Here is a 22754-nt window from a genome sequence, read left to right as displayed (position 1 = left end):
GCGAAAGGGCTAAGAAGGGAAAAGAGAAGAAGAGCAGAGTGCTAAAGAGCAAAAGCATAGAGGGCTACTAAGTGCTGCGCCGCACCACCACAACCCGAAAACCCACGTTGAGGCTCCTATTGACACGCGCGTTATAGAAGCGGTTCGCCGAGCGGCAACCCCACGGATTGAAGTCCCACGAACCACCACGCAGCAGTCTGTTATTATTGCTACTATTATCAATAGACCAAGCAGTACCGTCTACTGGAGCATTATTATAATTGTTGTGCCACTCATCCTGACACCACTCCCATATATTACCATGCATATCAAATAAACCAAAGGGGTTGGCAGGAAATTTTCCTACATCTGTTGTTTGCTCACGATATTCACCTTTAGGCCCTTGAGCATAATTACCTGGGTATACTTTTCCCTGATAATCCCAGTCAGTACCTCGATAATTCGCCAAATCTGTTGTAATTGTTTCACCAAAATAAAACGGGGTAGTTGTGCCTGCACGACAAGCATATTCCCATTCTGCCTCACTGGGTAGACGATAGATTTCCCCAGTCTTTTGAGAAAGTCGATGACAAAATTCAACTGCCTGATTCAAAGAAACGCTTTCAACAGGTCGATTCGCTCCTTTAAAATAAGATGGATCGCGATCTAAATCAATATTCACTTTACCAAGAGCAGCTACAGCAGCCCATTGGCTTTGAGTGACAGGAAATTTACCCATGAAAAAGGGTTGAATGGTGACGGTGTGCTGTGGACTTTCAAAAGAATATCGTTCTGGCTCATTTTCTGGCGAACCCATCAAAAATTTACCGCCAGGAATTGCAACCATCTCTAGAACAACACCATTACCAAGGTCTTCTATAAAAAATTCGGCGCGTCCCTGACTGCGGTTAATTTCATAGGTTTTTTTCCCGATACCTAAAAATCCTGAGCTTTTTACCGTTAGGGTAGCGGTGTCGAATTCAAAAGTCTGAGTTGGAAAACTTGGAGGAAAAACAGTTTTAGCTGATTCTCTTTCTTGCTGTCTTTGAGATTCAACTGTTTTTAATTCTTGGCGTAATCTTTCAGCTTCCTGTTGCTGGCGCTCATATTCAGCTTGCTTTGGGGCTAGCACTCGTTGTTTTATTAGTTCTATATCTTCATCCCTGAGTGCTAAATGTTGTTGATAGTCTTGTAAATCCTGTTGAACTCCCTCAGTAAAGGGATATGTTTCTTGATTAACTGCAAGAATCAAAGCTTGTTCATACTGATTTCGTTTACGCTGGTATTCACGATAAGGTTGTAAGACTTCTTCTTGAATTGCTATTGCTTCATCTTGTGATAATCCCCATTTAATCCGCTGAGATTCCAATAGTTCAAGAGCAAATACAGAAAAGCTACCCTGATTTAGCTTGGCGCGTTGTTCAGCTTCCTGACGATATTTCAGTTTGGGGTCATCCTTGGGCGACTTCGCCAGAAAGATTCGATAACCGTCTTTAACAGGATAAAATTCTGGTGTCATCGCCGGCGCTGCTTCTTGCACTTTGCTTTTAGCATAGCTATGCAACTCATCCACCGAAATCAAACCATCACCGTCTTTATCTGCTGCACCTTTTTCAATCCCTTCTACTAAATAATGAGTGTAAATTGAAAGGTTTAAGTCATCAGACTCAAAAGCATATTGCATCGAAGTAGAAGCAGTAAGAATTGCTCTACCTTCACCTCCTAAATGTTGTTGCAAGTCAATAGTACCGCCATCTTTAGCTGTCAAACCCCTAGCAAAAGCCCCACTAAAGCAGCAATCTAAAATTACCACCAGTCGCCTAGACCTAGTGTTGTTCATCCAATTATGTACATTTGTAGCGGCTACAGCTGAGGGGAGGATCAAGTTTCCTTGGGGATTTTTTCGGGTGCGGCGAGTTGAAAAGTAAAAGTCACCATTTTCTACTTTCACGCCATGACCAGAAAAATACAAAAGCAGCAAATCATCTTTTTGACGATTATCATACAACTGATAAATAGCATCTTCCATAACTTGCCGTTCGGGATTTTCCAGTACCGTCACATCATCCGCAGCAAAACCACCCATTTCTGGGTTTACCAAAACTCGCTGCATCGCCTCAACATCATTTACAGCTTTTGGTAACGCTGTTAATGTCGGTTCATCATATTCACTAATCCCAATTAGCAGTGCTAGCTTCGCCATGTGACACTAATTTTAAAAATGATTGCGACAGATGCAAGACTGGTAGGGGCGGGTTTAAAAATTTTATCAATGATTAATGATGATCTCGGTGAACCCGCCCCTACTGAGTTTCACAATCCAAAATCCAAAATCCAAAATCCAAAATGGTATTAGCCGTTTGATTTATTGTTTAAAAAATCCTGTGCTTTCTGTAAGGCAAATTCAAACTCTTCTCGACTACTCGCTTCTACAGTCAATTCTCTACCATCGGGTGCCTTGACCCCGATTTTAATTGGTTTGTTGCCAAAGCGATCGCTCAAAAATTTAAATAAAGCCGGGATATTAGCTGCTTTAGCCTTGATCAAACCCCACACAAAGCCGCTAATACTTTTTGTACCCTTGGGGGCGTTTTCCACTGGAACTAAATTTGCATCTTCTACGCCATCGACTTCTTTTAACTGGGGTAGCAAAATTTCTACTTGTTCTTGCAAGTCTTCATCATCTAAACCCAGATCAACCAGAGAAATCGTCACCTCAACGTTAGATTTCGTTGCCATGTGAATCGCTTAAGTATGATTTAGTCATTTTTAACGATTCTATCGGTTATTTTGGTTAATTCAGACCTTACCCGCCAAAGTTATGTTTTGTCTCTCTACCACATGAACCTACGGTGTACACACTTTGTCGAAAATTTTCATGCTGAACCCATATCCCGCCTAGAACTAAAGTTCCAGGCTAATAGCCAAAGTCCACTTAAGTGGACTGGAATGAATTTCTTTTTGAGTCCTCACTAGAGGACTTGCGCTCTTAAACTCGGAATAAATTCCGAGGCGGGACAGATATAGGACTTACGCACTGAAGCCTGAAACCCTGATCCCCCCAAAAAGGGGGGAAAGTCTAAAGCCACGCCAGTTGCTCATGGGGGAAACCCCCAAGATCGCACTGGCTCCCCTTTTTAAGGGGGTTGGGGGATCTGAGTGCGTAAGTTCTAAGATACACTGCGCCAAGACTTGTGTGTACACCGTATTGGAAAGGGGAGGGGTTGGGTGCAATCAGCGAAACAAAAAGCCCGACTTGTCTAAAAAGTCGGGCTTGTGGTTCAAATTATAAAACTGAAATCTGACGGATTAAAATACTCATCACTTCGTCAGGGTTGCCGGTTGATTGTGGTGGACTCCAATCTCCGACGTTTGCATAGCCAATCATCTGCAAAAAGTGAATTGTGCTAGTAACGGCTTTGGGAGAACCAATCAATAAATGTTTAATTGGTTCTCTTTTGCGTAATGGCTTTTCGGGAGATGGCTTGAGGTTGGCTGCATCCAAGTCTTCACTGTTGAAATTCTCTTGAAACTCTGCTTTTTGGAAGTCTTGATGATCTCCGAAATTTTTTTCTTGTGCCATGATATTAGTTGACTCCTAATGTAGGGGTTTAGAGAAAGGCGGTTGCAAACTCTTGGACGAGGGGCGATCGCCTTTCTCATGTTTATTATATTAAAGTATAATTTTATACTTGTCAACTATTAATTTAAAAAAAGTTGGCAACAAATTATTGTTTTTATGTAGGCGTGTATAGCTTTTCTCCGGCTTAGATTACTGACTGTGAATTTTACCAATATAAAAGTAAAATACTTATCTAAGAGTGTTGTAATAGTATTAACATTGGCAAGAAGTGATTGCGATCGCTAGTTTAGAAATAGCTGGCGTTGCTGATTGAAAGTATGAATATGTCTCACCCATAGACGCAAAGGCGCAAAGAAAAACAAATATAATTTTGCGTAAGGTAGTATTTAAAAAATTCCTGTGTCAATCAACCGTCTAACTCAACAAATTCAATTCATCATAGAAATTGACCGCCTCAAGCTGGTATTGCGACAAACCTCACTCACCGACAATTCACGCCGAGAAAATAGCGCGGAACATTCTTGGCATATTGCAATGATGGCCTTGACATTGGCAGAATATGCTCCTGAAGGAGTTGATATATCCCATGCCATCAAAATGCTGCTAATTCACGATTTGGTAGAAATTGATGCAGGTGACACCTTTTGTTATGATGTGCAAGGGAATCAAAATAAAGCTGAAAAAGAAGCTCAAGCAGCGTTACGATTATTTGAACTTTTACCAGCAGACCAAGCTAGGGAATTGCGTTCACTTTGGGATGAGTTTGAAGCAGGAGAAACACCCACCGCCAAGTTTGCCGCAGCTTTAGACAGAATACAACCTTTACTGCACAACCAGCAAAACGGTGGTGGAACTTGGCGCATTCATAGCATTAGGCGCGACCAAGTTATGAAGCGAGTAGCACCAGTAGAAACAGGTGCGCCGCAACTGTGGCCATTTGTTTTGCAATTAATTGATGAATGTGTAGTAGCCGGTTACATAAAAGAGGCTGCTATCAAGATTTAGGGTTTACATTCTTTGAAATTCCGAGAACAGCCTTGTGATCAAGTCTTGTAATCCAAAATCCAAAATCTCAAATCTAAAATTAATTTAAAATTGCCTCCCATTCCATCTGTGAGAGGGGTTGCACTTCTATTTCCGTAGCAAAACAATTACTAGCTGCGGCAGTCAAAGCTGTAATAATTTTTTCTACAGTTAAACTTTGGGGTAGTTGCGGTTTTGTAAAAGATTCTGCGCCAAATACTTGAGTAAATAATTCTGCATCCGGTTGCAAACGCATTGAACCATGTTGCAAAATAGCTCCAGCACTTCGCAGTTGGGCGCTACCAATGAGTTTATATCCATCTGCTGTAACTAAATCTGCACTGGTGGCGGTGCCAAAACAATTAGGGTTGTGGATGTAACCCCGCCCAGCTTTACCATAGTGTAATTCTACGCCAAGCGATCGCCATCCTTGGATTAAAAACTCACAAATTTTTTGATATGCATCAACACGGCTACCTGTAAAACCAGATGTAATCACAGCATAAGTTAAATCACCTTGATGCAATACCGCCCTTCCACCACTAGGTCGCCGCACTAAATTTAATTTCTCACCTTTCCAAGTTAGATGCTGCCAATATTCAGGATATTGGCGTTGATGATACCCTAGAGAAATAGCAGGTGGCGACCAAGTGTAAAATCGCAGACATGGCGGCTGTTTTCCAGACTGGTGTTGTTCCAACAACCAGCGGTCAATAGCCATCTGCACATTACCAGAAGCTTCTAGCACAGGAATTAGTCGCCACACTTTAGAGTTAGGAATGGGGAGTTGGGAGTTGGGAGTTGGGAGTTGGGAGTTGGGAGTTGGGAGTTGGGAGTTAGGAGTTTTAAATCAAAAACTTGATACCACTGACAACTCACCACTGACCACTGACCACTAACAACTATGTTCAAGCAACACCGTACTCAGATTGTAAAGCTTCATCATTGTCATCAGCGATCGTTGCCACAATGGTAATCAGCCGTGAAACTTCCCCAGGAGACAAGTCTGCTAGAGGACGTGTGGAAATCACCACCACTTGGTCTTCAATAATACCAAAGCGGGCTTCAAAGGTGCTAGAACAGTTTAACTCTAAAAGATGCCGCATCAACTTGGGTTCGTCTTTAGCAGGTAACTTTAGTACCACCGACCAAACTGTTATGGTGTCTTCGTCACTTTTTCCAGTAAGACGGACGAACACTTCTACACTACCGTACTTAAACTTCCAGAGATAACCACCTTCTGGGGGGTGACTAACCATAGCACTGTCATCTTGTTCTAGAGTGTCGATGACATTTTCGATTACCTCCACATGGTTGATACTGGCTGTCTCTGCAATTAACTCATCGACGAATTCGTTATCAGTTACACTTTCTTGGTAGCTTGCCATACAGATTTTTTCTCAATATTGTTAATGTTTCATCTACAAATACTTTATAGCTTGTGGGCAAGGTTAACTAGAGCTTCCTGAAGTGATAGTCTGGTCGTAATACTAATTCCTATAAGGTATATTGAACTGCGCCTAAATTTGCATTAAAGATTAAAATCTAACATTAAAAAGGATGTATGAATCTATGTCTGCTTTTTCTCCAATTGTGCAAAGTCGTGATATGCGTCAATTGGGGATTAACCCAAATCACTGGTATGTGGTGGCACGTAGTAGTGAGGTGACAAGTAAACCTGTAGGTGTGGTACTTTGGAAGCAGGCGATCGCACTTTACCGCGACAGCGAAGGACAAATTCACGCTTTAGAAGACCGCTGTCCCCATCGCCAAGTGAAACTCAGCCACGGACAAGTCGTTGGTAATGAGTTGGAATGTGCCTATCACGGTTGGCGTTTCAATTCCTTGGGTGAATGTGCAGCAGTTCCTTACTTAGCAGCAAATCAGAAACTACCAAATTGCACAATTCGCCGTTACCCAGTCAAAGAACAAGACGGTTTCATCTGGTTATTTCCTGGGGATGTGAAACCATCAATAGAACCTCTGGGTTTACCAGAATGGGAACATCTAAATTATATTGCCACAGTTTCAGTTATTAATTGTAACGCTCATTATTCCTATTTAATTGAAAACCTGATGGATATGTATCACGGACATTTGCATCAGGATTTACAAGCTTGGGCAGAAGCAGTTTTACAAGATATTGATGAAGATGATCACCGTGTAGATGCTCATTATACAGCACAAAGTTATTACAAAATAGATAAAATTTGGTCTATATCTCAGTTATTTTTTCCAGCTTTACGGCGGTTACATCCTGAACCATTGGATGTCAGTTATGTTTATCCGCATTGGGTTTCTACATTGGGTAAAGATTTTAAAATTTACTGTTTATTGTGTCCGGTGAGTGAGACACAAACTAAAGCTTATTTAATTCATTTCACTTCATTGAATGCCTTTTGGAGATTGCACAAATTGCCTATGTGGTTTCGGCGGTTTATCAAAGATAGTTTGTTTGGTGCAGCGCAAAAGTTACTTGATGGTTTGGTGGTTCAAGATGTGCAGATGATTGAAGAGGAACAACAGGCTTATTTGCAGAATTGTGAAAGAAGGAATTATGAATTGAATCGGGCTTTGGTGAGTGTGCAAAGGTTGATGAGGAGTCAGGTTGAGAGGTTGGGTTAAGATTTTGAACCGCCAAGACGCAGAGGACGCAGAGAGGATTTAAACACAAAGCGTTTTAGAATGGCTAATTATGGGAATACTTAATGTGGAATCAATCTGCAAACTATCCCCTGTATGAGCTATTGTCTCAATGCTTCTTGCCGTAAACCTGAAAATCCAGATAATCTGGAATTTTGCCAAAGTTGTGGATTAAAGTTGCTACTCAAAGAGCGCTATCGTACTATTAAGCCAATTGGTGAGGGTGGCTTTGGCAAAACTTTCTTGGCGATGGATGAGGATATGCCATCGAAACAGTACTGTGTAATTAAACAATTTTTCTATCAATGTAACAGAGATAGAGAAAAAGCAGAGCAATTATTTCGTCAAGAAGCAGTACAACTGGAGAACTCCTTAAAACGTTTACGGGACATTCAGAGTCCATTAGCTCAGCTACTTTTAGCCCTAATGGTCAGTTTCTTGCTAGTGGTAGCAGAGACAAGACTATCAAAATTTGGCAATGTGATTGCTGACAAAATTTTTCTTTTTAAAGCTTGATGTGAGTGTTGGAATTAAAATAAAAAAAGGTAGAGTCAAAAAAATTATGATAAGTAAAGTAGTGAATTTAACTTATGAAATTGAACTTCAACCAGGAGAGAAGTTGTCTTTACCTGAATCTATAGTGGAAAGTGTAGGTGCAGGTAATTGGATAATAACAATCCAACCAAAGCCAAGTTATCCTGTTATTACTCGTAGCCGATAATGCCTTTTTAAATAGCTACGCACTAGAAGACGAAGGACTCTATGATGACTATCCAACCGTATAAGAATCTTATTAGGCGATCGCTTCGTTAAAATATAGTCAAAATCTCGAAAGTAGCCAAAACAAATCTTTAACTATGCAGACTTATACTCTCACAGATGCTCTCAACAAACACAGCGAGGTTTTTGACAAGGCTGCTATTGAACCAGTTTTACTGACAAAGCAATCACAGCCTAGTCATGTAATTATGTCTGCCAAAAGCTATGAGAAATTAATTAATAGGCTGAAAGAATTAGAGGACATGGTTTTAGTCCAAACTGCTGAAGCTGCTCTTAGTCAATCAAAAATGGTTGGTACGGAAGTTTTTACATCCACAATGATGCAACTGGCGGAAACTGGATTTCAAGAGTGGAACGACCCAGAAGAAGATATATATAAATGACAAATGATGAGCAGGAGGGTGTAAAACTTACCCCTAGCGGACTAAAGAAACTTGGCAATCTTGTTAATATTAAGGATGACATCATCGCTAATGCTATTCGTGAACGTGGCGGAGGACAAGCACAGGTTAATCAGTTACGTAGCGATTATCAAAATCTTAAAGTTGGTGACTTAGCTAATTTAGCTGCTGGGGGAGACATAGACGCGGAAACTGCTATTAAAATTCTCAAGCAAGCAAGGAAAAAGCGTGATAAATATGGCAATCAATGAATTTCCTATTGGGCAAGTTCTAATAGATGTGTCAACAATTGAAGACCAAGAATTTGATGGGAATGAACTTTGTCTTAATGAAGTTAAACTTTATTTTAAAGATGAAGAAAATAGGATTACACTAGTAACTCTTTTGCCTGTTATTGATACTGATGAAATAGAAGTAACAATAGAAGTTATCAGAGATAAAACTCAAGTTCATGGTTCTAACGTAGGTAATCATCATTTACAGTCTTTACTGGCAAGAGGTGCAAAAATGATGTCAGTGTGGGTGTGTGAAAATACTCAAGGTTATCAAGATCAGGTAATTTTTGCTTTTCAAAACTTACATCCCACCATTACATTTCTTGCTGAAGGTTCAGTTATTAAAGTATTTGTGCATGAGCAAGTACACAAGAAAATAGACAAATCCGCAAAACTAAATGAAGCAAATAATAATGCACAAATTAATAGTGCATCGATGGGTTTATATGAAACTACTGAAACCTCTGTGAATGAATCAAAAATAATGAAGTAGCGATCGCTCCCTCATTCACCCCAGATCAAAAATGATAAAATCGCCCTAGCACAGATGCTTTCAAAGGAAGCAGCATGGAAAAAATAGAACTGCAACTCGACGAGAAAACTTTATACCCGTTAAATCAAGGGCTTTTCACCTTTGTGCCTTAGTGTCTTAGTGGTTCATAAGTCAATTTTTTAACCACGAAGGCACTAAGACACCAAGAAAAATACATTGCACTATTTTCGATTAACACCCTTTGGTTGAGAACAGGGCAAAATAAAGACATATAAGAGCGATCGCACGCTACCCTGCAAATGAGCTACTGTCTTAACCCTCGTTGTCCCAAGCCGGAAAATCCCGGTGATGTCAAGTTTTGTGTGAGTTGTGGTTCTAAGTTACTCCTCAAAGAACGCTACCGTGCTATTAAACCCATAGGACAAGGTGGTTTTGGCAGAACCTTCTTGGCTGTGGATGAGGATAAACCTTCAAAACCTCGCTGTGTAATTAAGCAATTTTATCCCCAAGCACAAGGCACCAACACTGTACAAAAGGCAGTGGAGTTATTTAACCAAGAAGCAGTGCAGTTAGATGAATTGGGTAAACATCCGCAAATACCCGAACTGCTAGCATACTTCACCCAAGATGATAGACAGTATCTTGTACAAGAATTTATCGACGGGCCAAATTTAGCTCAAGAATTGGCACACCACGGTGCTTTTAGTGAAGCACAAATATGGCAATTATTAAATGATTTATTACCAGTATTGCAATTTTGTCATGCCAGACAAGTAATTCACCGCGATATTAAGCCAGAAAATATTATTTTACGTGCCAGTGATCGCAAATTTGTTTTAGTAGATTTTGGTGCTTCCAAATCTGCCACCGGAACCGCCTTAAACAGAACCGGTACAAGTATCGGTACACCCGAATATGTAGCACCAGAACAAATTAGAGGTAGAGCTATTTTTGCCAGTGATATCTACAGTTTAGGAGTTACTTGTATTCATCTTTTAACCGAGCGTTCGCCCTTCGATTCATATAATATTGATAACGATACTTGGCTTTGGCAACAATACTTAAAAACACCAGTCAGCAACAAGTTGAGTCAAATTCTCAACAAAATGCTAGAAAGTATCCCCATGCGGCGTTACCAAACAGCAGACCAAATTATTAATGATATAAATCAAAATCCACAAATAGCAGCCACACCAGCAAAATCAGTAAAACCGATTATTCAAGCACCACAAAATACTGCACCACCTGTTAATAAAACCCCTAGTCAAGTTGACTTAGAACTAGAAGAAATGAAAACTCAATTTTTGCTAGGAGGTAAATCTCATAATAAACCACAACCAGCAAATCCCCAACCGCAACCCACTAGTAAAAGTCAAATAGACGAAGAATTAGAAGAAATGAAAGCTAAATATTTGAGAAATAATAACTCATAATGTCAGTGCTTAATTGTCAGTGGTGAGTCAGTGTGGTCTTGGGGGTTCTCCCCCAATCCCCACTCCCTTTCGGTCGTGGGGGCCCCGAGTCCCCCATGAACAACTGACGTTAGCGAAGCGGTAGCGAGCTTGCGAGCGTCACCCGTAAGGGTCAGTTGTCAGTTGTTAATTGTTATTCTCCCTCATCTCCCTCATCTCCCTCATCTTTCCACCTCCTCCTCTGCGTCCTCTGCGTCTCTGCGGTAGCCTGCGGCAAGCCGCTTACGCGTCTACGTAAAAAAGTGACCCTGAAACCCAGAGTCACCTGCAAATCAACTCAAAATTTAAAAGTGTGAGAAATTACTTTTTCTCAGCTTCAGCAATTGGTACCCATTCAGTGTGGAAAGTACCAGGCTTATCAAGACGCAAGTAGGTGTGTGCGCCAAAGTAGTCGCGTTGTGCTTGAGTGAGGTTTTGGGGCAAGCGATCGCGGCGATAGCTGTCAAAATAATCCAAAGATGCGCTAAATGCTGGCACTGGAATCCCCAGTTTTGCAGCTGTTATGATTACTTCCCGCCAAGCAGTTTGTCTATCGAGAATAGTTTGCTTAAATTCAGGAGCCAATAACAGGTTAGCTAATGCTGCATTTTCGTCAAAAGCCTTCTTAATCTTATTCAAGAAGCCAGCGCGAATAATACAGCCACCTTTCCAAATCCGCGCCAATTCACCCAAAGTCAAATTCCAGTTATATGTTTTGGAAGCAGTGGAAAGTAGCGCCATCCCTTGAGCATAAGAACAGATCTTAGAGCAATAAAGCGCATCCCGCACCTTATTGATAAAATCCTTAGTTTGCCCATCATACTTGCCACTGGGGCCTGTCAAAATCTTCGATGCTGCAATCCGCTCGTCTTTGATTGAAGATATAATCCGAGCATTCACCGCTGCTGTGATGGTGGGAATAGAAACTCCTAATTCCAAGGCAGTTTGTACAGTCCAGCGTCCGGTTCCCTTTTGACCTGCTGCGTCAACAATCAAATCCACCAGAGGCAGATTTGTATCTGGGTCAATGTAAGGGAAGATATTTGATGTAATCTCAATCAAAAACGAATTGAGTTCGTCGGTAGTGTTCCATTCTGCGAACACTTCATGTAGCTGATTATGGTCTAGTCCAGCAGCATTCTTGAGCAAATCGTAGGCTTCAGCAATCAACTGCATGTCACCGTACTCAATGCCATTGTGTACCATTTTGACGTAGTGACCAGAACCACCAGGGCCAATATAAGTTACACAAGGGCCATCATCGACTTGAGCAGCAATTTTGTTGAAAATTGGCGATAAATACTCATAAGAGCTTTGTGTACCGCCAGGCATGAGAGATGGGCCATTTAATGCGCCTTCTTCACCGCCGCTAACACCCATACCGATAAACCGAAATCCAGCAGGTTCCAACTCTTGAGTGCGTCGTTCTGTGTCTTCAAACCAAGAGTTGCCACCGTCGATAATGATATCGCCTTCATCCAGCAAGGGTTTGAGTTGAGCAATAACTGCATCAACTGGCTTACCAGCTTGCACCATCACCAGGATTCTACGGGGACGTTCCAATGCAGCAACAAATTCTTCTAAAGTAAAGGCCGCTTTAACGTTCCGTCCTGGCGCACGCTGCGCCATAAACGCATCCGTTTTTTCTCGGGAGCGGTTGTAAACTGCAATTGGGAAGCCATTACGCTCGACGTTCAGGGCGATATTCTCACCCATAACGGCTAATCCAATCACACCAAAGCTTTGTAGTGTCATAATTTGTTTGGCTAACTCTTGCAGATCCTTTTATCTTTAGGGTAGTCCGAGATTTTCGCTTCTCTCCTAAAGAAGACATTAAGAGTTAGATAAACGCCAAAAATTTACACCTAACACAGATAATTAATTTTAATTTGTATCTAACTCAACAATTGACAAGCAAAATTTGCAAAATTGTTAGTTGAGGGACTGGGGAGATGGAGAGATGGGGAGATGGGGAGATGGGGAGATGGGGAGATGGGAATGGCAAAGAATTTTCCTAATACCCAATTACCAATTACCAATTACCAATTACCAATTACCAATCCCCAATTCCCAATCTTTAGTCAAAGGAGTAACCAAAAAATGCTGGCATATGTCCTAGCTTTGGTGGTCGGTCTTGGTAGTTTAGCCCTTTACATATCAGCTTTTTTCTTCCCAGAAATCCACCGTAAGAATGATTTTATTTGGAGTGGTGTAGGGCTTTTCTACGCTTTAGTATTATGGGTGTTTGCACAACGCATTTCTGGAGGTTTGTTGCTGGGTCATGTGGCTAGTGTGGCTTTGTTGGTCTGGTTTGGTTGGCAAACTCTCTCATTACGCCGCCAAATAACCCCACAGCTACAACAAACCCCAGTACCTAGTTCTGAAACAGTGAAAACTAGCATTCAGGAACAAGTAAATAAGTTGTCACTTCCGCAACGGCTTGCTCAGTTGCAACAGACTATTGGTAGTACCTTCAGTGGTGTGAAAAATAAAGCACAACAGACTGTCAGCAAAAAAACAGCTGCAACCCCCAAACCTGAAGATATTACCTCTGTACTGTCAGAGGCACCGACTGTTGAGATTATTGACAAAACTACTTCTATATCAGAAAAATCGACAACAGAAGCAGTTACTACCGACACTGAAGCCAAAACTGAGAGTGTACCCGAAGCGATTCCACCACATCCGCCATCTCCCGAATTAGTGGAAGCAGCACAACCTGAGACTGAAGAAAAACCACCGATTCCCGTGGAAGAAATTGCTCCCGATGCGGTACTCGCACCTCCAGCAGAAGCACCACCGGAACAAACACCGCCAAATAATCAGCCTAGTTGAATCTTGTGAAACCCAGCATTATGTAAGGTTAAAGCTGGGTTTCACTTTTATCAAAATTTAAAAGCTGCTTGATTTGCAAGCGATCACACTAATACCAACTAACACAAAAGTCCCTCTTCCTCTCAGCAGCTATTAATGTTAATTAAGATAATTTTGATTGCTGCCATAAGATGAGTTGCAATTCAGAGCAGTTGTAAATCCCATTACTGATTTGGTGAGAATGGTCTGCTAGCCAATCATAAATTTGTGCAGCTTTTGCCAATGCTGCTTTTTCACTTCGATAAAGCCTTGGGGTAGGACAGTAGGCTTGACCATTGATGTGTATAGCTGCAATCTGCCAATAGTCACTGTCTTCACCCTCTGGTACAACGTCTAAAAACCCGTTACTGTAAGGCTGGATTATTCCTATATTCATCTACAACCATCGAACTTTAAATCAAGACCACAACAAACCTGATAAAGCAGTCAAAGCATAGTTTAGGACAGTGCTGATTGCTCGAAGCCTTGAAATAACTTACTTTCTACTCGGCAACGCCAGTCCGCTCAAGTCGGGAAACCCTGACTGTGCGGCTGGCTCCTCAGCACTCAGCACTTTACTATACCAGCCGTTCAACGAGTCAAAGCTGGAATCATGAAGGAATGCAGTAGCAACCCCTGCTAATGATTTTGGGTTCGTAGTCAATGAAAATCTGAATTATTGGTAACTTTTTGGCTAAATTCCGTTATAGACAGCAACAATCGCAAGAGGAATATACACGCTAGGCTAAATTACTCCTCGGTCAGTCACGAAGAGGGTGTGGGGTAGATAGAGCTTTCCACCAATTACCCTACACCCTACACCCTACCCCCAGTCTTGATGAGGATTTCAGTACTTCCCGTGAAAAGTCAGACACCCCACACCCTTCTACTTGACCTAATTCCTGATAAGCGATTTTTATTACCGCTATCAGCCTTTTTATGTCAAGTCCTATTGACCATTTGTAACAATCTTGTTATATTACTTAACATAAAGAAACAAACAAGAGAAAAAGCTATGTACACCACAATTAACGAAGACGGCGTTCTCAACAACTATGCAACTGAACCCAAGATGTATTACGCCCAGTACCCTGCCATTTGGGAACAACGCAAATATGTTTTACAAGGTGTGTTCGCTACATTACTTGTCACCACTCTAGTTTTGGTTGGTATCAGCGTTAGCTAAGATTTTTAGACTTCGGTATTTCCCATCGACTCTTGAATTTCCCCCTCACCTCGGTACTTAATGCCGGGGTTTTTGTGTTTCTCTCAAGAAACACAGGGAGTAGGGAGTGGGGGAAGAAAGTGTTTGTTTTATATTTTGCGGGCGCGATGAACGCTCCCGTGGGAGGCTCATATCTTGCAGCAGTTGCTTTATTGGAATTAAATTCAGGTGGGCAATGCTGAAAATTTTTCAAACCCTTATTATTACGTTGTGGGCATTGCCCACCCTACAGTTCAACGCTTTCTTCCCTACACCCTACACCCTACACCCCATTGTTGACATTTTTGTTTTCAAACAAAGCCCAAGCTAGAAAGCTCTCTGTATGGTAAAGTGCCAGTTGATTACTTGGGCCGTTAAAGATGTAGTCAAAAGCGTGTTCTGCCCAAGGAATTTCTAATAGAATGGCTTGATTACCAGCTGTTTGCAAAGCTTGGAACAATAGCCTGGTGAAAATTATGCGACTGATGTGATCACGACCACCATGAATTAGCAAAGTTGGTGGAACTGAGCGATTAGCATAGTGAATGGGTGAAGCTTTGGTATATTGCTCTGGAAGTTGATCTGGTGTACCTCCTATAAAAGCTTCGAGTACAGACCGTACATTCAAGGGGTCTGGTGTAGGTGGTTCGTAGTAGCCTTTAACTAAATTGGATGGGCCGTAATAACTAATCACAGCACGGATGGGTGGGGCATCTTGTTGATAGGCTGCTAACATAGCCAAATGTGCCCCAGCAGAACGGCCGAGTAAGGCAATGCGGTTGATGTCTGTTTCATACTCGGCGGCGTGTTGCTGGATAAAAGCTAAGGCGCTGCGAACATCATCAATTTGTGCAGGAAATTTATAAGTAGGTGCATAGCGGTAAGTAATGGCGAAAACAGTATAGCCTCTAGCCGCTATGTAACGACTGAAATCGGCATTAGTGGTGGGACTGCCACTTTGCCATCCTCCACCGTGAATGACAACAATTCCTGGGTATTGTCCAACTTGGAGAGGACGGTAAATATCTAGGCGTAGAGGTATACTATCGGGGGATGCAAATTCAATGTTAGGTGTGTAACGAATCTTACTAGTAGGAATGCCTTGAAACGCGTCTACTAGACTAAAACGATGCGATCGCCCAAAATGTTGTTCAATTGATGTGAGATAATCCTTTCCTAATTCTTTTTCCATTGCCAACTGCATCTGCTGTTGTGTCGCAGATAGTTGCAGAAATGGCAGCATACTCAGCACAATTCCCACTCCGCTGATACCCAAAGCAACATATTGCAGCCAGTGACTACGTATTCCGAAAAACGATACTCCAAAAGCTGTGAAATTCAACAATAGTAGCCAATGGCAGACTTCTGGCGCTCCTACCCCCAAAGGTAGCAAAAAGGCAGTAGGTACTGGAACTACAATCCAGATACTTAAGAAAAGACCAATAACACTCAAAAATATTGCCGAACCAGTTAAGACTTCTTTGATGAATGAGGGCAGAGTAGACATTATTTACATTCGTTGCTAGTTATTTAGATATAATCTAGGTATTTGGTCATAGGTAATTGGTAATTGTAAATAAATTTTACTTAATGACCCCTGCTGAAACTTCTTCTGTAGATAAATCCACTAACAAATTAGATTGATTATTAGAGGAAATTAATAACAATACAGGCAGCGATCGCCTCCACACAATTCAAGTGAGGATGAGGGGCGATCGCTGCCTTGATAATCTTTTTATAAAGCTAGTTTAGGCTAGATTTGGGCTGAATTTTTGTCTGATACCAATTCTTTCAAATTCGGCAACAGATTCAAACCTTAAAACCTAGATAAAATTTAAAATTCGGAAATTGCAAACTGGTATAAGTTCCAGTCTCATTACAAGTTGGTTGACTTGGCAATTACCGCCAACTGCAAACCAGGCGGATAGCTACCTTCTTCTTTAATGCGCTTAATTTCAGCATCGGTAATCCGCAAGTTTAACTTTTGTGCTAACCCCCGCACAATGTCTCCTCGGTCAATTACACCAGCTACAGCACCAGCAGGTGAAAGCACGGTGATGCGGGGTAACTGCTCATTTTCCAACTTATTAATTACCTCAGCCAAGATAGTTGATTCGGCAACAGTTGGTATTTCTGTCAAGGGATGGACAATACTTTGCAAAGTTTGGGTTTCCCATTCACTTCTTTCTACTAAGCGCAAATCGTCAATAGCAACCATACCCCTGTAACGCCCATCAGAAGCGGCAAAATAAACTTCTGGGGCATTAGAATCCAATAAGTATGAGTCGGCAAAACTGCGTAATGTCTGATTAGCATCAACTACGCGAAAATCACGCGTCATGACATTGGCGGCTACTACCTCTAATAATGTTTCCTGTAATGTAGTTACGCGGTCATAGCTGCTAGCGTTGCGGACACCAAACCAGCCTAACAGTGCAATCCACAAACCAATTACTAACTCTCTAGTAAAGAAATCTACAGCAAACCCCAAAGCGATCGCAGCATAACCTAAAATTTGCCCTGCCCTTGCTGCTAAGTGTACAGCTTGAAAACGGTTCCCTGTAACTTGCCATAATGCTGCTTTTAATACTTGTCCGCCATCTAGGGGTAAGCCTGGGATGAGATTAAAGAGGGCTAAAACCAAGTTAATTCTTGCCAAATCTCCAACCATCACACTGATGGGACTTGTATCAGGTATAATAATAGCCACAAAGCGCAGTAGCAAAAATAAGGCAACACTAACCAAAGGCCCAGCGATCGCTACTTGAAATGCTTTGCCTGGAGTCTTAGATTCTTCTTCAATGGCAGCAATGCCACCAAATAAAAACAGGGTAATTGAGTTAACCTTAATGCCTTGCGATCGCGCTACCAAACTGTGACCTAATTCATGTAGCAACACTGAAGCGAATAGCAATAATGCCATACTGATACCAGCAATCCAAGCGATCGCAGTTCCCCATTCTTGGTAAGCTACCCCAAAATTGAGGGTTGCCAGTCCTAAAATGACAAACCATAAAGGATCTAAAAATAGCGGGATTCCAAATAAAGACCCAATTCTCCAATTTGTTTGCATCACATTGTCCTAAGATTTAGTATATGAACGCAGCTATGCAGCTATGGTAAATAAATATTGCTTTTAGCATTAGCTTTTTTAACTTTGTCTGCTAGATATTTATTTGTGCCATGCTGCATTAGGACTTTTATTACTGGTAACATACAGTTGTATTTAAATCTCTATAGATAGTTGTTTTTACTGAAATTTTCAGCTAGATACTATGTACGAGCAGCACTTTGCCATTGGACATCAAACAATCAACTTTGGTTGATTTAGATGCCCTAAATTCTAGAATAGACAATTAAAGCTATTTAATCATTTTGAAAATAGAAAAATTAATTAACACCCTGAACTCACGTTGATTTCAGGGAAAACCATGTCCCATAACAAGCCTTAACGTAACCTGCGGCAATGCCTGAAAAAGTTGATGAGAATAATGGTTATAAATTTTACTCGTTAATTAGCGCTTTATTAAGTATTGGCCGAATATAGCAGTTCTAAATTATTTGTGAAAATTATATATCTCTTTCTTTTTCCCTTTGCGTCCTTGGCGTTCTTTGCGGTTCGTTTCCTTGTTTATATTTTTCACAACTTAAATAGGATTGCTATAGAAATCGCCATTGACTAACTTTGGTACATTTGTCAATAAGTAATTATATTTAAAATATTACGAAAACTAGGGTAGTAAACAAGATTTTGAGGTAGACGTTGACTTAAGATTTCAACACATCATTAGTTATTGCTCTGATTCTTTCTCCTGTATGAACAAACAGATTAAGTCAGTATCAGCTACGTAAAAACTTAGCTGGTGATTACGCAAAAGCTAGGTATACTCATTCTGAAAGTCTCATAGCAGGAGAAAGAACTCGAATTGGGTGTCAGGGTTTTGGATTCATCAAGACGCGATCGTTAACGTCTTTGACATCTCCAATTTACAGACGACCGATATTAGTCAATCCTAAAACGATACCAACGCCGATAATATGACCAAAAGCCATAGCAGCGACGAATGTAGGAACACTGACTGGCAGAATAGGAAACTTAGGGCCAACGAGGGGTTTCTCAATTCTGGTAGCAAGCAAAAGAACCACTAGGCTGCTGACGCTAATAATGATACCTACTGTGGGATTCCATGCGGGGGTTGCAGGAACATTTGCCGCAGCTGCTAGTAAAGTTGATGCAATCAAGGTTGTATCTCCTAAATGGCAAAATTAATTTAGACCTCCAAAATTATAAAGTTACTCAGGAAACAACTGAAAACTATTAGCAAAAATTCGACTTTTTTTCAGTTACCCTTATCACTATTTTCTATGCGTGTTAAAATCTGCGGCATCACTCAATCAGATCAGGCTGTAGCGATCGCCTCTCTGGGCGCAACTGCATTAGGATTTATTTGTGTACCTACTTCACCCCGCTACGTAACCACAGCGCAAATTCAAGCAGCTGTGGCACAGCTACCAAAAAATGTTGACAGAATCGGTGTATTCGCCAATGCTGACATTAGCGAAATCAGCGACACAGTGATTAACTCTGGGTTGACTGGCGTGCAGTTACACGGAGATGAATCTCCAGAATTTTGCGACCAATTGCGTCAAGTCCTACCCCAGGTAGAAATTATTAAAGCTTTGAGAATTCGATCTGTTGAGCATCTTGACCAAACTACTAACTACGCCCAATACGTAGATACCTTACTACTGGATGCTTATCATCCCCAGCAGTTAGGTGGTACAGGTCAAACTTTAGATTGGCAGATGTTACAACAATTTAGCCCTGGTTGCCCTTGGTTTTTGGCCGGGGGACTAACACCAGATAATATTGTCACAGCCTTGAGTCAGGTAAAACCCGACGGTATTGACTTATCTAGTGGTGTAGAACTCAAACCAGGAGATAAGGATTTAACCAAGGTAGCCAAGTTGTTTGAGAAATTAGGGAGATAGGGGGATGGGGAGATGGCAGGGTGGTTTCATACAAGCAGAGAAAAATGACAATGCTTCTAGAAGGCGATCGTCAATTGAAAAACGGTTTATATGAATAATCTGCTCGAACAGTTGCAGCAAGTGCCAGACTATCGGCACATTAGAGGACGAAGACATCAATTATGGTTGGTACTGTTTGTGATCTTGCTGGGAGCAATGACAGGATATTGGGGCTACCGACCACTCGAAGACTTTACCAAAATACACAAACAAAGCCTGATTGAACTGTTAAACCTAGATGCGACAATCAAGTTTCCATCCTACTCCACATTCCTTTATAGTACTAAAAACTGTAGATTTTCAGCCGTTAACAGACTTATTCAATAATTGGGCATCAGTTTTTGTTTCACCAATGCCTGATGAGAGACTGGCAATTGATGGTAAAGGCATTCGTTGCACAGTGACAGATTATAGTCAGTCCTACCAAAACTTTATCAGTACAGTATCAGTTTATAGTCATCAGCGGGGTATTGTACTGAGGATGCAACCAATGTCTAATAAAAAAATTAGTGAGGTGGCGATTGTACAACAATTAATCTCGGAGTTTTGTGGTCAACAAGTAGTTTTTACTCTTGATGCTTTACACTGCCAAAAAAACAGCATCACTCATCATTGACGGTGGCAACGACTACATAATTGGATTAAAACAAAACCAACCTACTCTCTACAAAATGGCTCAAACCCAAGCACAAAAAGAGACTCCACTCAGCTGTGCCACAACTTTTGAGAATGTTCATTCTCGATTAGTCCAACGTGAGTGCAAAGTTTTTGCTGCTCCTGAACAAATTCAAAAAAAATGGTCTGGACTCAAAAGTTTTGTTGTTGTCGAGCGTCAGGGTGAGCGTGATGGTCAACCATTTTACGAGCGTCAATTCTATATCTGTAGTCAATGTCTCGCAGCTCAAGAGTTACTTGCTGATATTCAAGGGCATTGGGGCATCGAAAATCGCCTGCATTGGGTGAGAGATGTGACATTCTCTGAAGACTTTCCACCACGCCGTGGTGGCAATGCTCCTGTCAATTGGTCTATCTTACACAACTTTTTCATTACGATCGCCCGCCAACTTGGTTTCCGAACTATTCCTCAAGCACAACGTGCCCTCTCCAATCAACTGCACAAAGTTTTTTCTTTCTTTGTATGAAACCACCCTGATAGGGGGATGGGGAGATGGGGAGATGGGGAGATGGGGGAATAAAGAGAATAACTCCCAACTCCTCACTCCTCACTCAGCACTCCTCACTCAGCACTCAGCACTTAAAAAAATGCTGCTTGGTGACGAATTAAGTTAAAGAATTCTTCACGGGTTTTGTGTTCTTCTTGGAATACTCCAACCATTGCGCTAGTCACAGTCCAAGAACCAGGTTTCTGTACGCCTCGCATGACCATACACATATGACTAGCTTCCATTACAACTGCCACACCTTCAGGTTCTAGGATAGTTTGAATTGCTTCGGCGATTTGGCGGGTTAACCTTTCTTGCACTTGCAAGCGGCGAGAATACATTTCAACAATTCGCGCCAGTTTACTTAAGCCTACAACTTTTTGCCTTGGGATGTAGGCAACATGTGCCCTCCCCATGAAGGGTAGCATGTGGTGTTCACAAAGGCTAAAGAAGTTAATATCCCTAACTAGTACCATCTCATTGTGTCCTTCATCAAAGATGGCACCGTTAACAAGTTCTTCTAGAGATTGGTTATAGCCACTGGTGAGAAAGCGCATTGCCTCTGCCATCCGCTTGGGTGTTTTGAGGAGTCCTTCACGTTCGGGGTCTTCTCCAACACCTATTAGCAATGTCCTGGCGGCTTCCATCATTTGCTCCATGTGTTCCTCTGTAGGCGGATGCAAATTTGGTTCGCGTCCATCATGAGTGTTGCGATCTGGTCTGGAGTTGATGGCTTCTGCCAAGTCAGGAATTAAAGGAGATTGAAAGCGATTGGAACCGTTGGCACCGTTGGAACTAGCAATAGTCATGGTCTAGATTTTGGTTAGAGGTTAGTCATTAGTTATTAGTCATTAGTCATTAGTCATTAGTTAGTGGAAGAGATTAACAACTGACCCTTACGGGTGACGCTCGCAGGCTTGCTAACGCTGCGAAGATCGGCAGTTGCTTCAAGTTGGGGAACCGCAAGGGCGCACTGCCTCACAACTAACAACTGACAACTGACAAAGGACTAATCAAAGGGCCCCAGCACTGGGCATCAGGATTAATTCATCAATGACCGCTTGCTGTGGTAACAATGCGGTGTGGAGAATTGACTGAGCAACAATTTCTGGAGTTAACATTTTTGAACGGTCAAGGTTAATACGGACTGTTTCGGTATCCCATAGTTCGGTATTAACAGCTCCAGGACATATGGCAGTAACGCGAATGCCGTGGGCGCGTTCTTCTTGGGCTAGGGTTTGAGATAGGGCGATAAGACCAGCTTTGCTGACGCTGTATACTCCCCAACTGGGAAAGGGTTGTTTGGCGGCAATGGAAGCAACATTAATAATCGTGCCTGTGCTGCGATCGCGCATTCCTGGCAGTATTCCCAAAATACACTGAAATACACTTGTGAGATTTAAGTTAATTACTTGCTGCCAGTCTTCTAAGGATGTTTCAGATAAAGTGGCTGTATATGCTATGCCTGCATTATTTACCAGAATATCTATATCCCCAAAATCATTGGCGATCGCCTGTATCTTTTTTTCTACTAAAGATACTTCAGCTAGGTCTACAGCATAAGCTTTGGCTTCCACACCAGCGTGTCTTGCTGCTTGGGCAACAGCCTCCAACTTATCACTAGACCGACTAACTAAGGCGACATCAATTCCTGCTTTGGCAAACGCCAAAGCTGTTGCTTTTCCAATTCCACTACTCGCCCCGGTAATCAAGGCGCGCTTCTGCTTGACACTCATGCTCTCTCCCAATTTTTTGGCAATTCCCAAAGCTCTTTGCCACCCAATTATCAAAATCTCTCGGAAGGTGTAGATTAAAATAACCTTAAAATCCGATAATTTCTGGTGATAACTGTTAAAATTCCTGTTTAGTGTGGGT

25 protein-coding genes and 1 pseudogene are annotated in these 22754 nt (G+C 41.7%); 14 read left to right on the top strand and 12 right to left on the bottom strand.

Going from position 1 to position 22754, the window contains the following annotated elements; all coding sequences use genetic code 11:
• Positions 1-67: 67 nt before the first annotated feature.
• The 3 genes from I8748_RS18015 to I8748_RS18005 all read right to left on the bottom strand — a co-directional run bounded on the left by I8748_RS18015 (position 68) and on the right by I8748_RS18005 (position 3562).
• The gene (locus I8748_RS18015; protein WP_198125939.1) at positions 68-2182 is read right to left on the bottom strand and encodes a caspase, EACC1-associated type; all 2115 of its coding nucleotides are present in this window, start codon (positions 2180-2182) and stop codon (positions 68-70) included.
• Between the two features lie 149 nt (positions 2183-2331).
• A complete protein-coding gene (locus I8748_RS18010) occupies positions 2332-2718 on the bottom strand; it encodes a sugar ABC transporter permease (RefSeq protein ID WP_198125938.1) in 387 nt (128 codons plus the stop codon).
• A 547-nt stretch (positions 2719-3265) separates the two neighbouring features.
• Positions 3266-3562, bottom strand: a complete 297-nt coding sequence (locus tag I8748_RS18005) for a hypothetical protein (protein ID WP_214662636.1) — start codon at positions 3560-3562, stop codon at positions 3266-3268.
• 399 nt (positions 3563-3961) lie between these two features.
• Here I8748_RS18005 and I8748_RS18000 point away from each other — a divergent pair, with 399 nt between their 5' ends.
• The gene (locus tag I8748_RS18000; RefSeq protein ID WP_198125937.1) at positions 3962-4567 is read left to right on the top strand and encodes an HD domain-containing protein; all 606 of its coding nucleotides are present in this window, start codon (positions 3962-3964) and stop codon (positions 4565-4567) included.
• A gap of 79 nt (positions 4568-4646) precedes the next feature.
• Here I8748_RS18000 and I8748_RS17995 read toward each other — a convergent pair whose 3' ends face one another.
• Complete coding sequence (locus I8748_RS17995) at positions 4647-5306, bottom strand: lipoate--protein ligase family protein (RefSeq protein ID WP_214662638.1); 660 nt, start codon at positions 5304-5306, stop codon at positions 4647-4649.
• A gap of 187 nt (positions 5307-5493) precedes the next feature.
• Positions 5494-5973, bottom strand: coding sequence for a YbjN domain-containing protein (locus I8748_RS17990; RefSeq protein ID WP_198125936.1), 480 nt, complete (start codon positions 5971-5973; stop codon positions 5494-5496).
• 184 nt (positions 5974-6157) lie between these two features.
• Between I8748_RS17990 and I8748_RS17985 the strand changes: the two genes are divergently transcribed.
• The 7 genes and pseudogenes from I8748_RS17985 to I8748_RS17955 all read left to right on the top strand — a co-directional run bounded on the left by I8748_RS17985 (position 6158) and on the right by I8748_RS17955 (position 10610).
• On the top strand, positions 6158-7210 hold the full coding sequence (locus I8748_RS17985) for an aromatic ring-hydroxylating dioxygenase subunit alpha (RefSeq protein WP_198125935.1): 1053 nt from the start codon (positions 6158-6160) through the stop codon (positions 7208-7210).
• Between the two features lie 114 nt (positions 7211-7324).
• Positions 7325-7594 (top strand): annotated as a pseudogene (locus I8748_RS35170) (4-Cys prefix domain-containing protein); the annotation flags it as partial.
• 196 nt (positions 7595-7790) lie between these two features.
• A complete protein-coding gene (locus I8748_RS17975) occupies positions 7791-7949 on the top strand; it encodes a hypothetical protein (RefSeq protein WP_225896461.1) in 159 nt (52 codons plus the stop codon).
• Between the two features lie 136 nt (positions 7950-8085).
• On the top strand, positions 8086-8391 hold the full coding sequence (locus I8748_RS17970) for a type II toxin-antitoxin system Phd/YefM family antitoxin (protein WP_198125934.1): 306 nt from the start codon (positions 8086-8088) through the stop codon (positions 8389-8391).
• A complete protein-coding gene (locus tag I8748_RS17965) occupies positions 8388-8660 on the top strand; it encodes a hypothetical protein (protein ID WP_198125933.1) in 273 nt (90 codons plus the stop codon). The genes I8748_RS17970 and I8748_RS17965 overlap by 4 nt, the downstream gene beginning before the upstream one ends.
• Complete coding sequence (locus I8748_RS17960; protein ID WP_198125932.1) at positions 8647-9177, top strand: DUF6334 family protein; 531 nt, start codon at positions 8647-8649, stop codon at positions 9175-9177. The genes I8748_RS17965 and I8748_RS17960 overlap by 14 nt, the downstream gene beginning before the upstream one ends.
• Before the next feature lie 299 nt (positions 9178-9476).
• On the top strand, positions 9477-10610 hold the full coding sequence (locus I8748_RS17955) for a serine/threonine-protein kinase (protein ID WP_198125931.1): 1134 nt from the start codon (positions 9477-9479) through the stop codon (positions 10608-10610).
• A gap of 339 nt (positions 10611-10949) precedes the next feature.
• Here the strand turns inward: I8748_RS17955 and gndA are convergent, their stop codons facing one another.
• Positions 10950-12383 (bottom strand): NADP-dependent phosphogluconate dehydrogenase, encoded by a 1434-nt coding sequence (gene gndA / locus I8748_RS17950; protein WP_096557830.1) that lies wholly within the window; start codon positions 12381-12383, stop codon positions 10950-10952.
• A 345-nt stretch (positions 12384-12728) separates the two neighbouring features.
• Between gndA and I8748_RS17945 the strand changes: the two genes are divergently transcribed.
• The gene (locus I8748_RS17945) at positions 12729-13463 is read left to right on the top strand and encodes a Ycf66 family protein (RefSeq protein ID WP_198125957.1); all 735 of its coding nucleotides are present in this window, start codon (positions 12729-12731) and stop codon (positions 13461-13463) included.
• 142 nt (positions 13464-13605) lie between these two features.
• On the opposite strand, the gene I8748_RS17940 is transcribed toward I8748_RS17945, so the two are convergent.
• Positions 13606-13878, bottom strand: coding sequence for a hypothetical protein (locus tag I8748_RS17940; protein ID WP_198125930.1), 273 nt, complete (start codon positions 13876-13878; stop codon positions 13606-13608).
• A gap of 618 nt (positions 13879-14496) precedes the next feature.
• On the opposite strand from I8748_RS17940, the gene psb34 reads away from it, so the two are divergent.
• Entirely contained in the window at positions 14497-14667 is a 171-nt protein-coding gene (gene psb34 / locus I8748_RS17935; RefSeq protein ID WP_198125929.1) for a photosystem II assembly protein Psb34, read from the top strand.
• A gap of 301 nt (positions 14668-14968) precedes the next feature.
• On the opposite strand, the gene I8748_RS17930 is transcribed toward psb34, so the two are convergent.
• The 3 genes from I8748_RS17930 to psaK form a co-directional block, all read right to left on the bottom strand.
• Positions 14969-16192 carry an alpha/beta hydrolase gene (locus I8748_RS17930; protein WP_214662635.1) on the bottom strand — a complete coding sequence of 408 codons (1224 nt, stop codon included), beginning with the start codon at positions 16190-16192 and terminating at the stop codon, positions 14969-14971.
• A gap of 369 nt (positions 16193-16561) precedes the next feature.
• Positions 16562-17758, bottom strand: a complete 1197-nt coding sequence (locus tag I8748_RS17925; RefSeq protein WP_198125928.1) for a site-2 protease family protein — start codon at positions 17756-17758, stop codon at positions 16562-16564.
• A gap of 914 nt (positions 17759-18672) precedes the next feature.
• Complete coding sequence (psaK, locus tag I8748_RS17920) at positions 18673-18927, bottom strand: photosystem I reaction center subunit PsaK (RefSeq protein WP_198125927.1); 255 nt, start codon at positions 18925-18927, stop codon at positions 18673-18675.
• Positions 18928-19050: 123 nt separating this feature from the next.
• On the opposite strand from psaK, the gene I8748_RS17915 reads away from it, so the two are divergent.
• From I8748_RS17915 to I8748_RS17900, 4 genes are all read left to right on the top strand, one after another.
• Positions 19051-19677, top strand: coding sequence for a phosphoribosylanthranilate isomerase (locus I8748_RS17915; protein ID WP_198125926.1), 627 nt, complete (start codon positions 19051-19053; stop codon positions 19675-19677).
• A 90-nt stretch (positions 19678-19767) separates the two neighbouring features.
• Positions 19768-20043 carry a transposase family protein gene (locus I8748_RS17910; RefSeq protein WP_198125925.1) on the top strand — a complete coding sequence of 92 codons (276 nt, stop codon included), beginning with the start codon at positions 19768-19770 and terminating at the stop codon, positions 20041-20043.
• Between the two features lie 25 nt (positions 20044-20068).
• A complete protein-coding gene (locus I8748_RS17905; protein WP_198125924.1) occupies positions 20069-20332 on the top strand; it encodes a hypothetical protein in 264 nt (87 codons plus the stop codon).
• Positions 20292-20858, top strand: coding sequence for an ISAs1 family transposase (locus I8748_RS17900; protein WP_198125923.1), 567 nt, complete (start codon positions 20292-20294; stop codon positions 20856-20858). The genes I8748_RS17905 and I8748_RS17900 overlap by 41 nt, the downstream gene beginning before the upstream one ends.
• A gap of 113 nt (positions 20859-20971) precedes the next feature.
• Here the strand turns inward: I8748_RS17900 and folE are convergent, their stop codons facing one another.
• Both folE and I8748_RS17890 read right to left on the bottom strand, forming a co-directional pair.
• Positions 20972-21688 (bottom strand): GTP cyclohydrolase I FolE, encoded by a 717-nt coding sequence (gene folE, locus I8748_RS17895; RefSeq protein WP_198125922.1) that lies wholly within the window; start codon positions 21686-21688, stop codon positions 20972-20974.
• Positions 21689-21892: 204 nt separating this feature from the next.
• Positions 21893-22615, bottom strand: coding sequence for an SDR family oxidoreductase (locus I8748_RS17890; protein ID WP_198125921.1), 723 nt, complete (start codon positions 22613-22615; stop codon positions 21893-21895).
• Positions 22616-22754: the final 139 nt, after the last annotated feature.

It is taken from the genome of Amazonocrinis nigriterrae CENA67 (assembly GCF_016056305.1).
Taxonomy (GTDB): Bacteria; Cyanobacteriota; Cyanobacteriia; order Cyanobacteriales; family Nostocaceae; genus Amazonocrinis; species Amazonocrinis nigriterrae.
The sequence above is the reverse complement of the archived record's forward strand: the minus strand, read 5'-3'. Positions and strand labels throughout refer to the sequence as shown.

Coding starts and splice junctions, on each gene's coding strand:
- I8748_RS18015 (WP_198125939.1), bottom strand. CDS start 2,182: ATGGCGAAGCTAGCACTGCTAATTGGGATTAGTGAATATGATGAACCG.
- I8748_RS18010 (WP_198125938.1), bottom strand. CDS start 2,718: ATGGCAACGAAATCTAACGTTGAGGTGACGATTTCTCTGGTTGATCTG.
- I8748_RS18005 (WP_214662636.1), bottom strand. CDS start 3,562: ATGGCACAAGAAAAAAATTTCGGAGATCATCAAGACTTCCAAAAAGCA.
- I8748_RS17995 (WP_214662638.1), bottom strand. CDS start 5,306: ATGGCTATTGACCGCTGGTTGTTGGAACAACACCAGTCTGGAAAACAG.
- I8748_RS17990 (WP_198125936.1), bottom strand. CDS start 5,973: ATGGCAAGCTACCAAGAAAGTGTAACTGATAACGAATTCGTCGATGAG.
- I8748_RS17985 (WP_198125935.1), top strand. CDS start 6,158: ATGTCTGCTTTTTCTCCAATTGTGCAAAGTCGTGATATGCGTCAATTG.
- I8748_RS17975 (WP_225896461.1), top strand. CDS start 7,791: ATGATAAGTAAAGTAGTGAATTTAACTTATGAAATTGAACTTCAACCA.
- I8748_RS17970 (WP_198125934.1), top strand. CDS start 8,086: ATGCAGACTTATACTCTCACAGATGCTCTCAACAAACACAGCGAGGTT.
- I8748_RS17965 (WP_198125933.1), top strand. CDS start 8,388: ATGACAAATGATGAGCAGGAGGGTGTAAAACTTACCCCTAGCGGACTA.
- I8748_RS17960 (WP_198125932.1), top strand. CDS start 8,647: ATGGCAATCAATGAATTTCCTATTGGGCAAGTTCTAATAGATGTGTCA.
- I8748_RS17955 (WP_198125931.1), top strand. CDS start 9,477: ATGAGCTACTGTCTTAACCCTCGTTGTCCCAAGCCGGAAAATCCCGGT.
- gndA (WP_096557830.1), bottom strand. CDS start 12,383: ATGACACTACAAAGCTTTGGTGTGATTGGATTAGCCGTTATGGGTGAG.
- I8748_RS17945 (WP_198125957.1), top strand. CDS start 12,729: ATGCTGGCATATGTCCTAGCTTTGGTGGTCGGTCTTGGTAGTTTAGCC.
- I8748_RS17940 (WP_198125930.1), bottom strand. CDS start 13,878: ATGAATATAGGAATAATCCAGCCTTACAGTAACGGGTTTTTAGACGTT.
- psb34 (WP_198125929.1), top strand. CDS start 14,497: ATGTACACCACAATTAACGAAGACGGCGTTCTCAACAACTATGCAACT.
- I8748_RS17930 (WP_214662635.1), bottom strand. CDS start 16,192: ATGTCTACTCTGCCCTCATTCATCAAAGAAGTCTTAACTGGTTCGGCA.
- I8748_RS17925 (WP_198125928.1), bottom strand. CDS start 17,758: ATGCAAACAAATTGGAGAATTGGGTCTTTATTTGGAATCCCGCTATTT.
- I8748_RS17915 (WP_198125926.1), top strand. CDS start 19,051: ATGCGTGTTAAAATCTGCGGCATCACTCAATCAGATCAGGCTGTAGCG.
- I8748_RS17910 (WP_198125925.1), top strand. CDS start 19,768: ATGAATAATCTGCTCGAACAGTTGCAGCAAGTGCCAGACTATCGGCAC.
- I8748_RS17905 (WP_198125924.1), top strand. CDS start 20,069: ATGCCTGATGAGAGACTGGCAATTGATGGTAAAGGCATTCGTTGCACA.
- I8748_RS17900 (WP_198125923.1), top strand. CDS start 20,292: ATGCTTTACACTGCCAAAAAAACAGCATCACTCATCATTGACGGTGGC.
- folE (WP_198125922.1), bottom strand. CDS start 21,688: ATGACTATTGCTAGTTCCAACGGTGCCAACGGTTCCAATCGCTTTCAA.
- I8748_RS17890 (WP_198125921.1), bottom strand. CDS start 22,615: ATGAGTGTCAAGCAGAAGCGCGCCTTGATTACCGGGGCGAGTAGTGGA.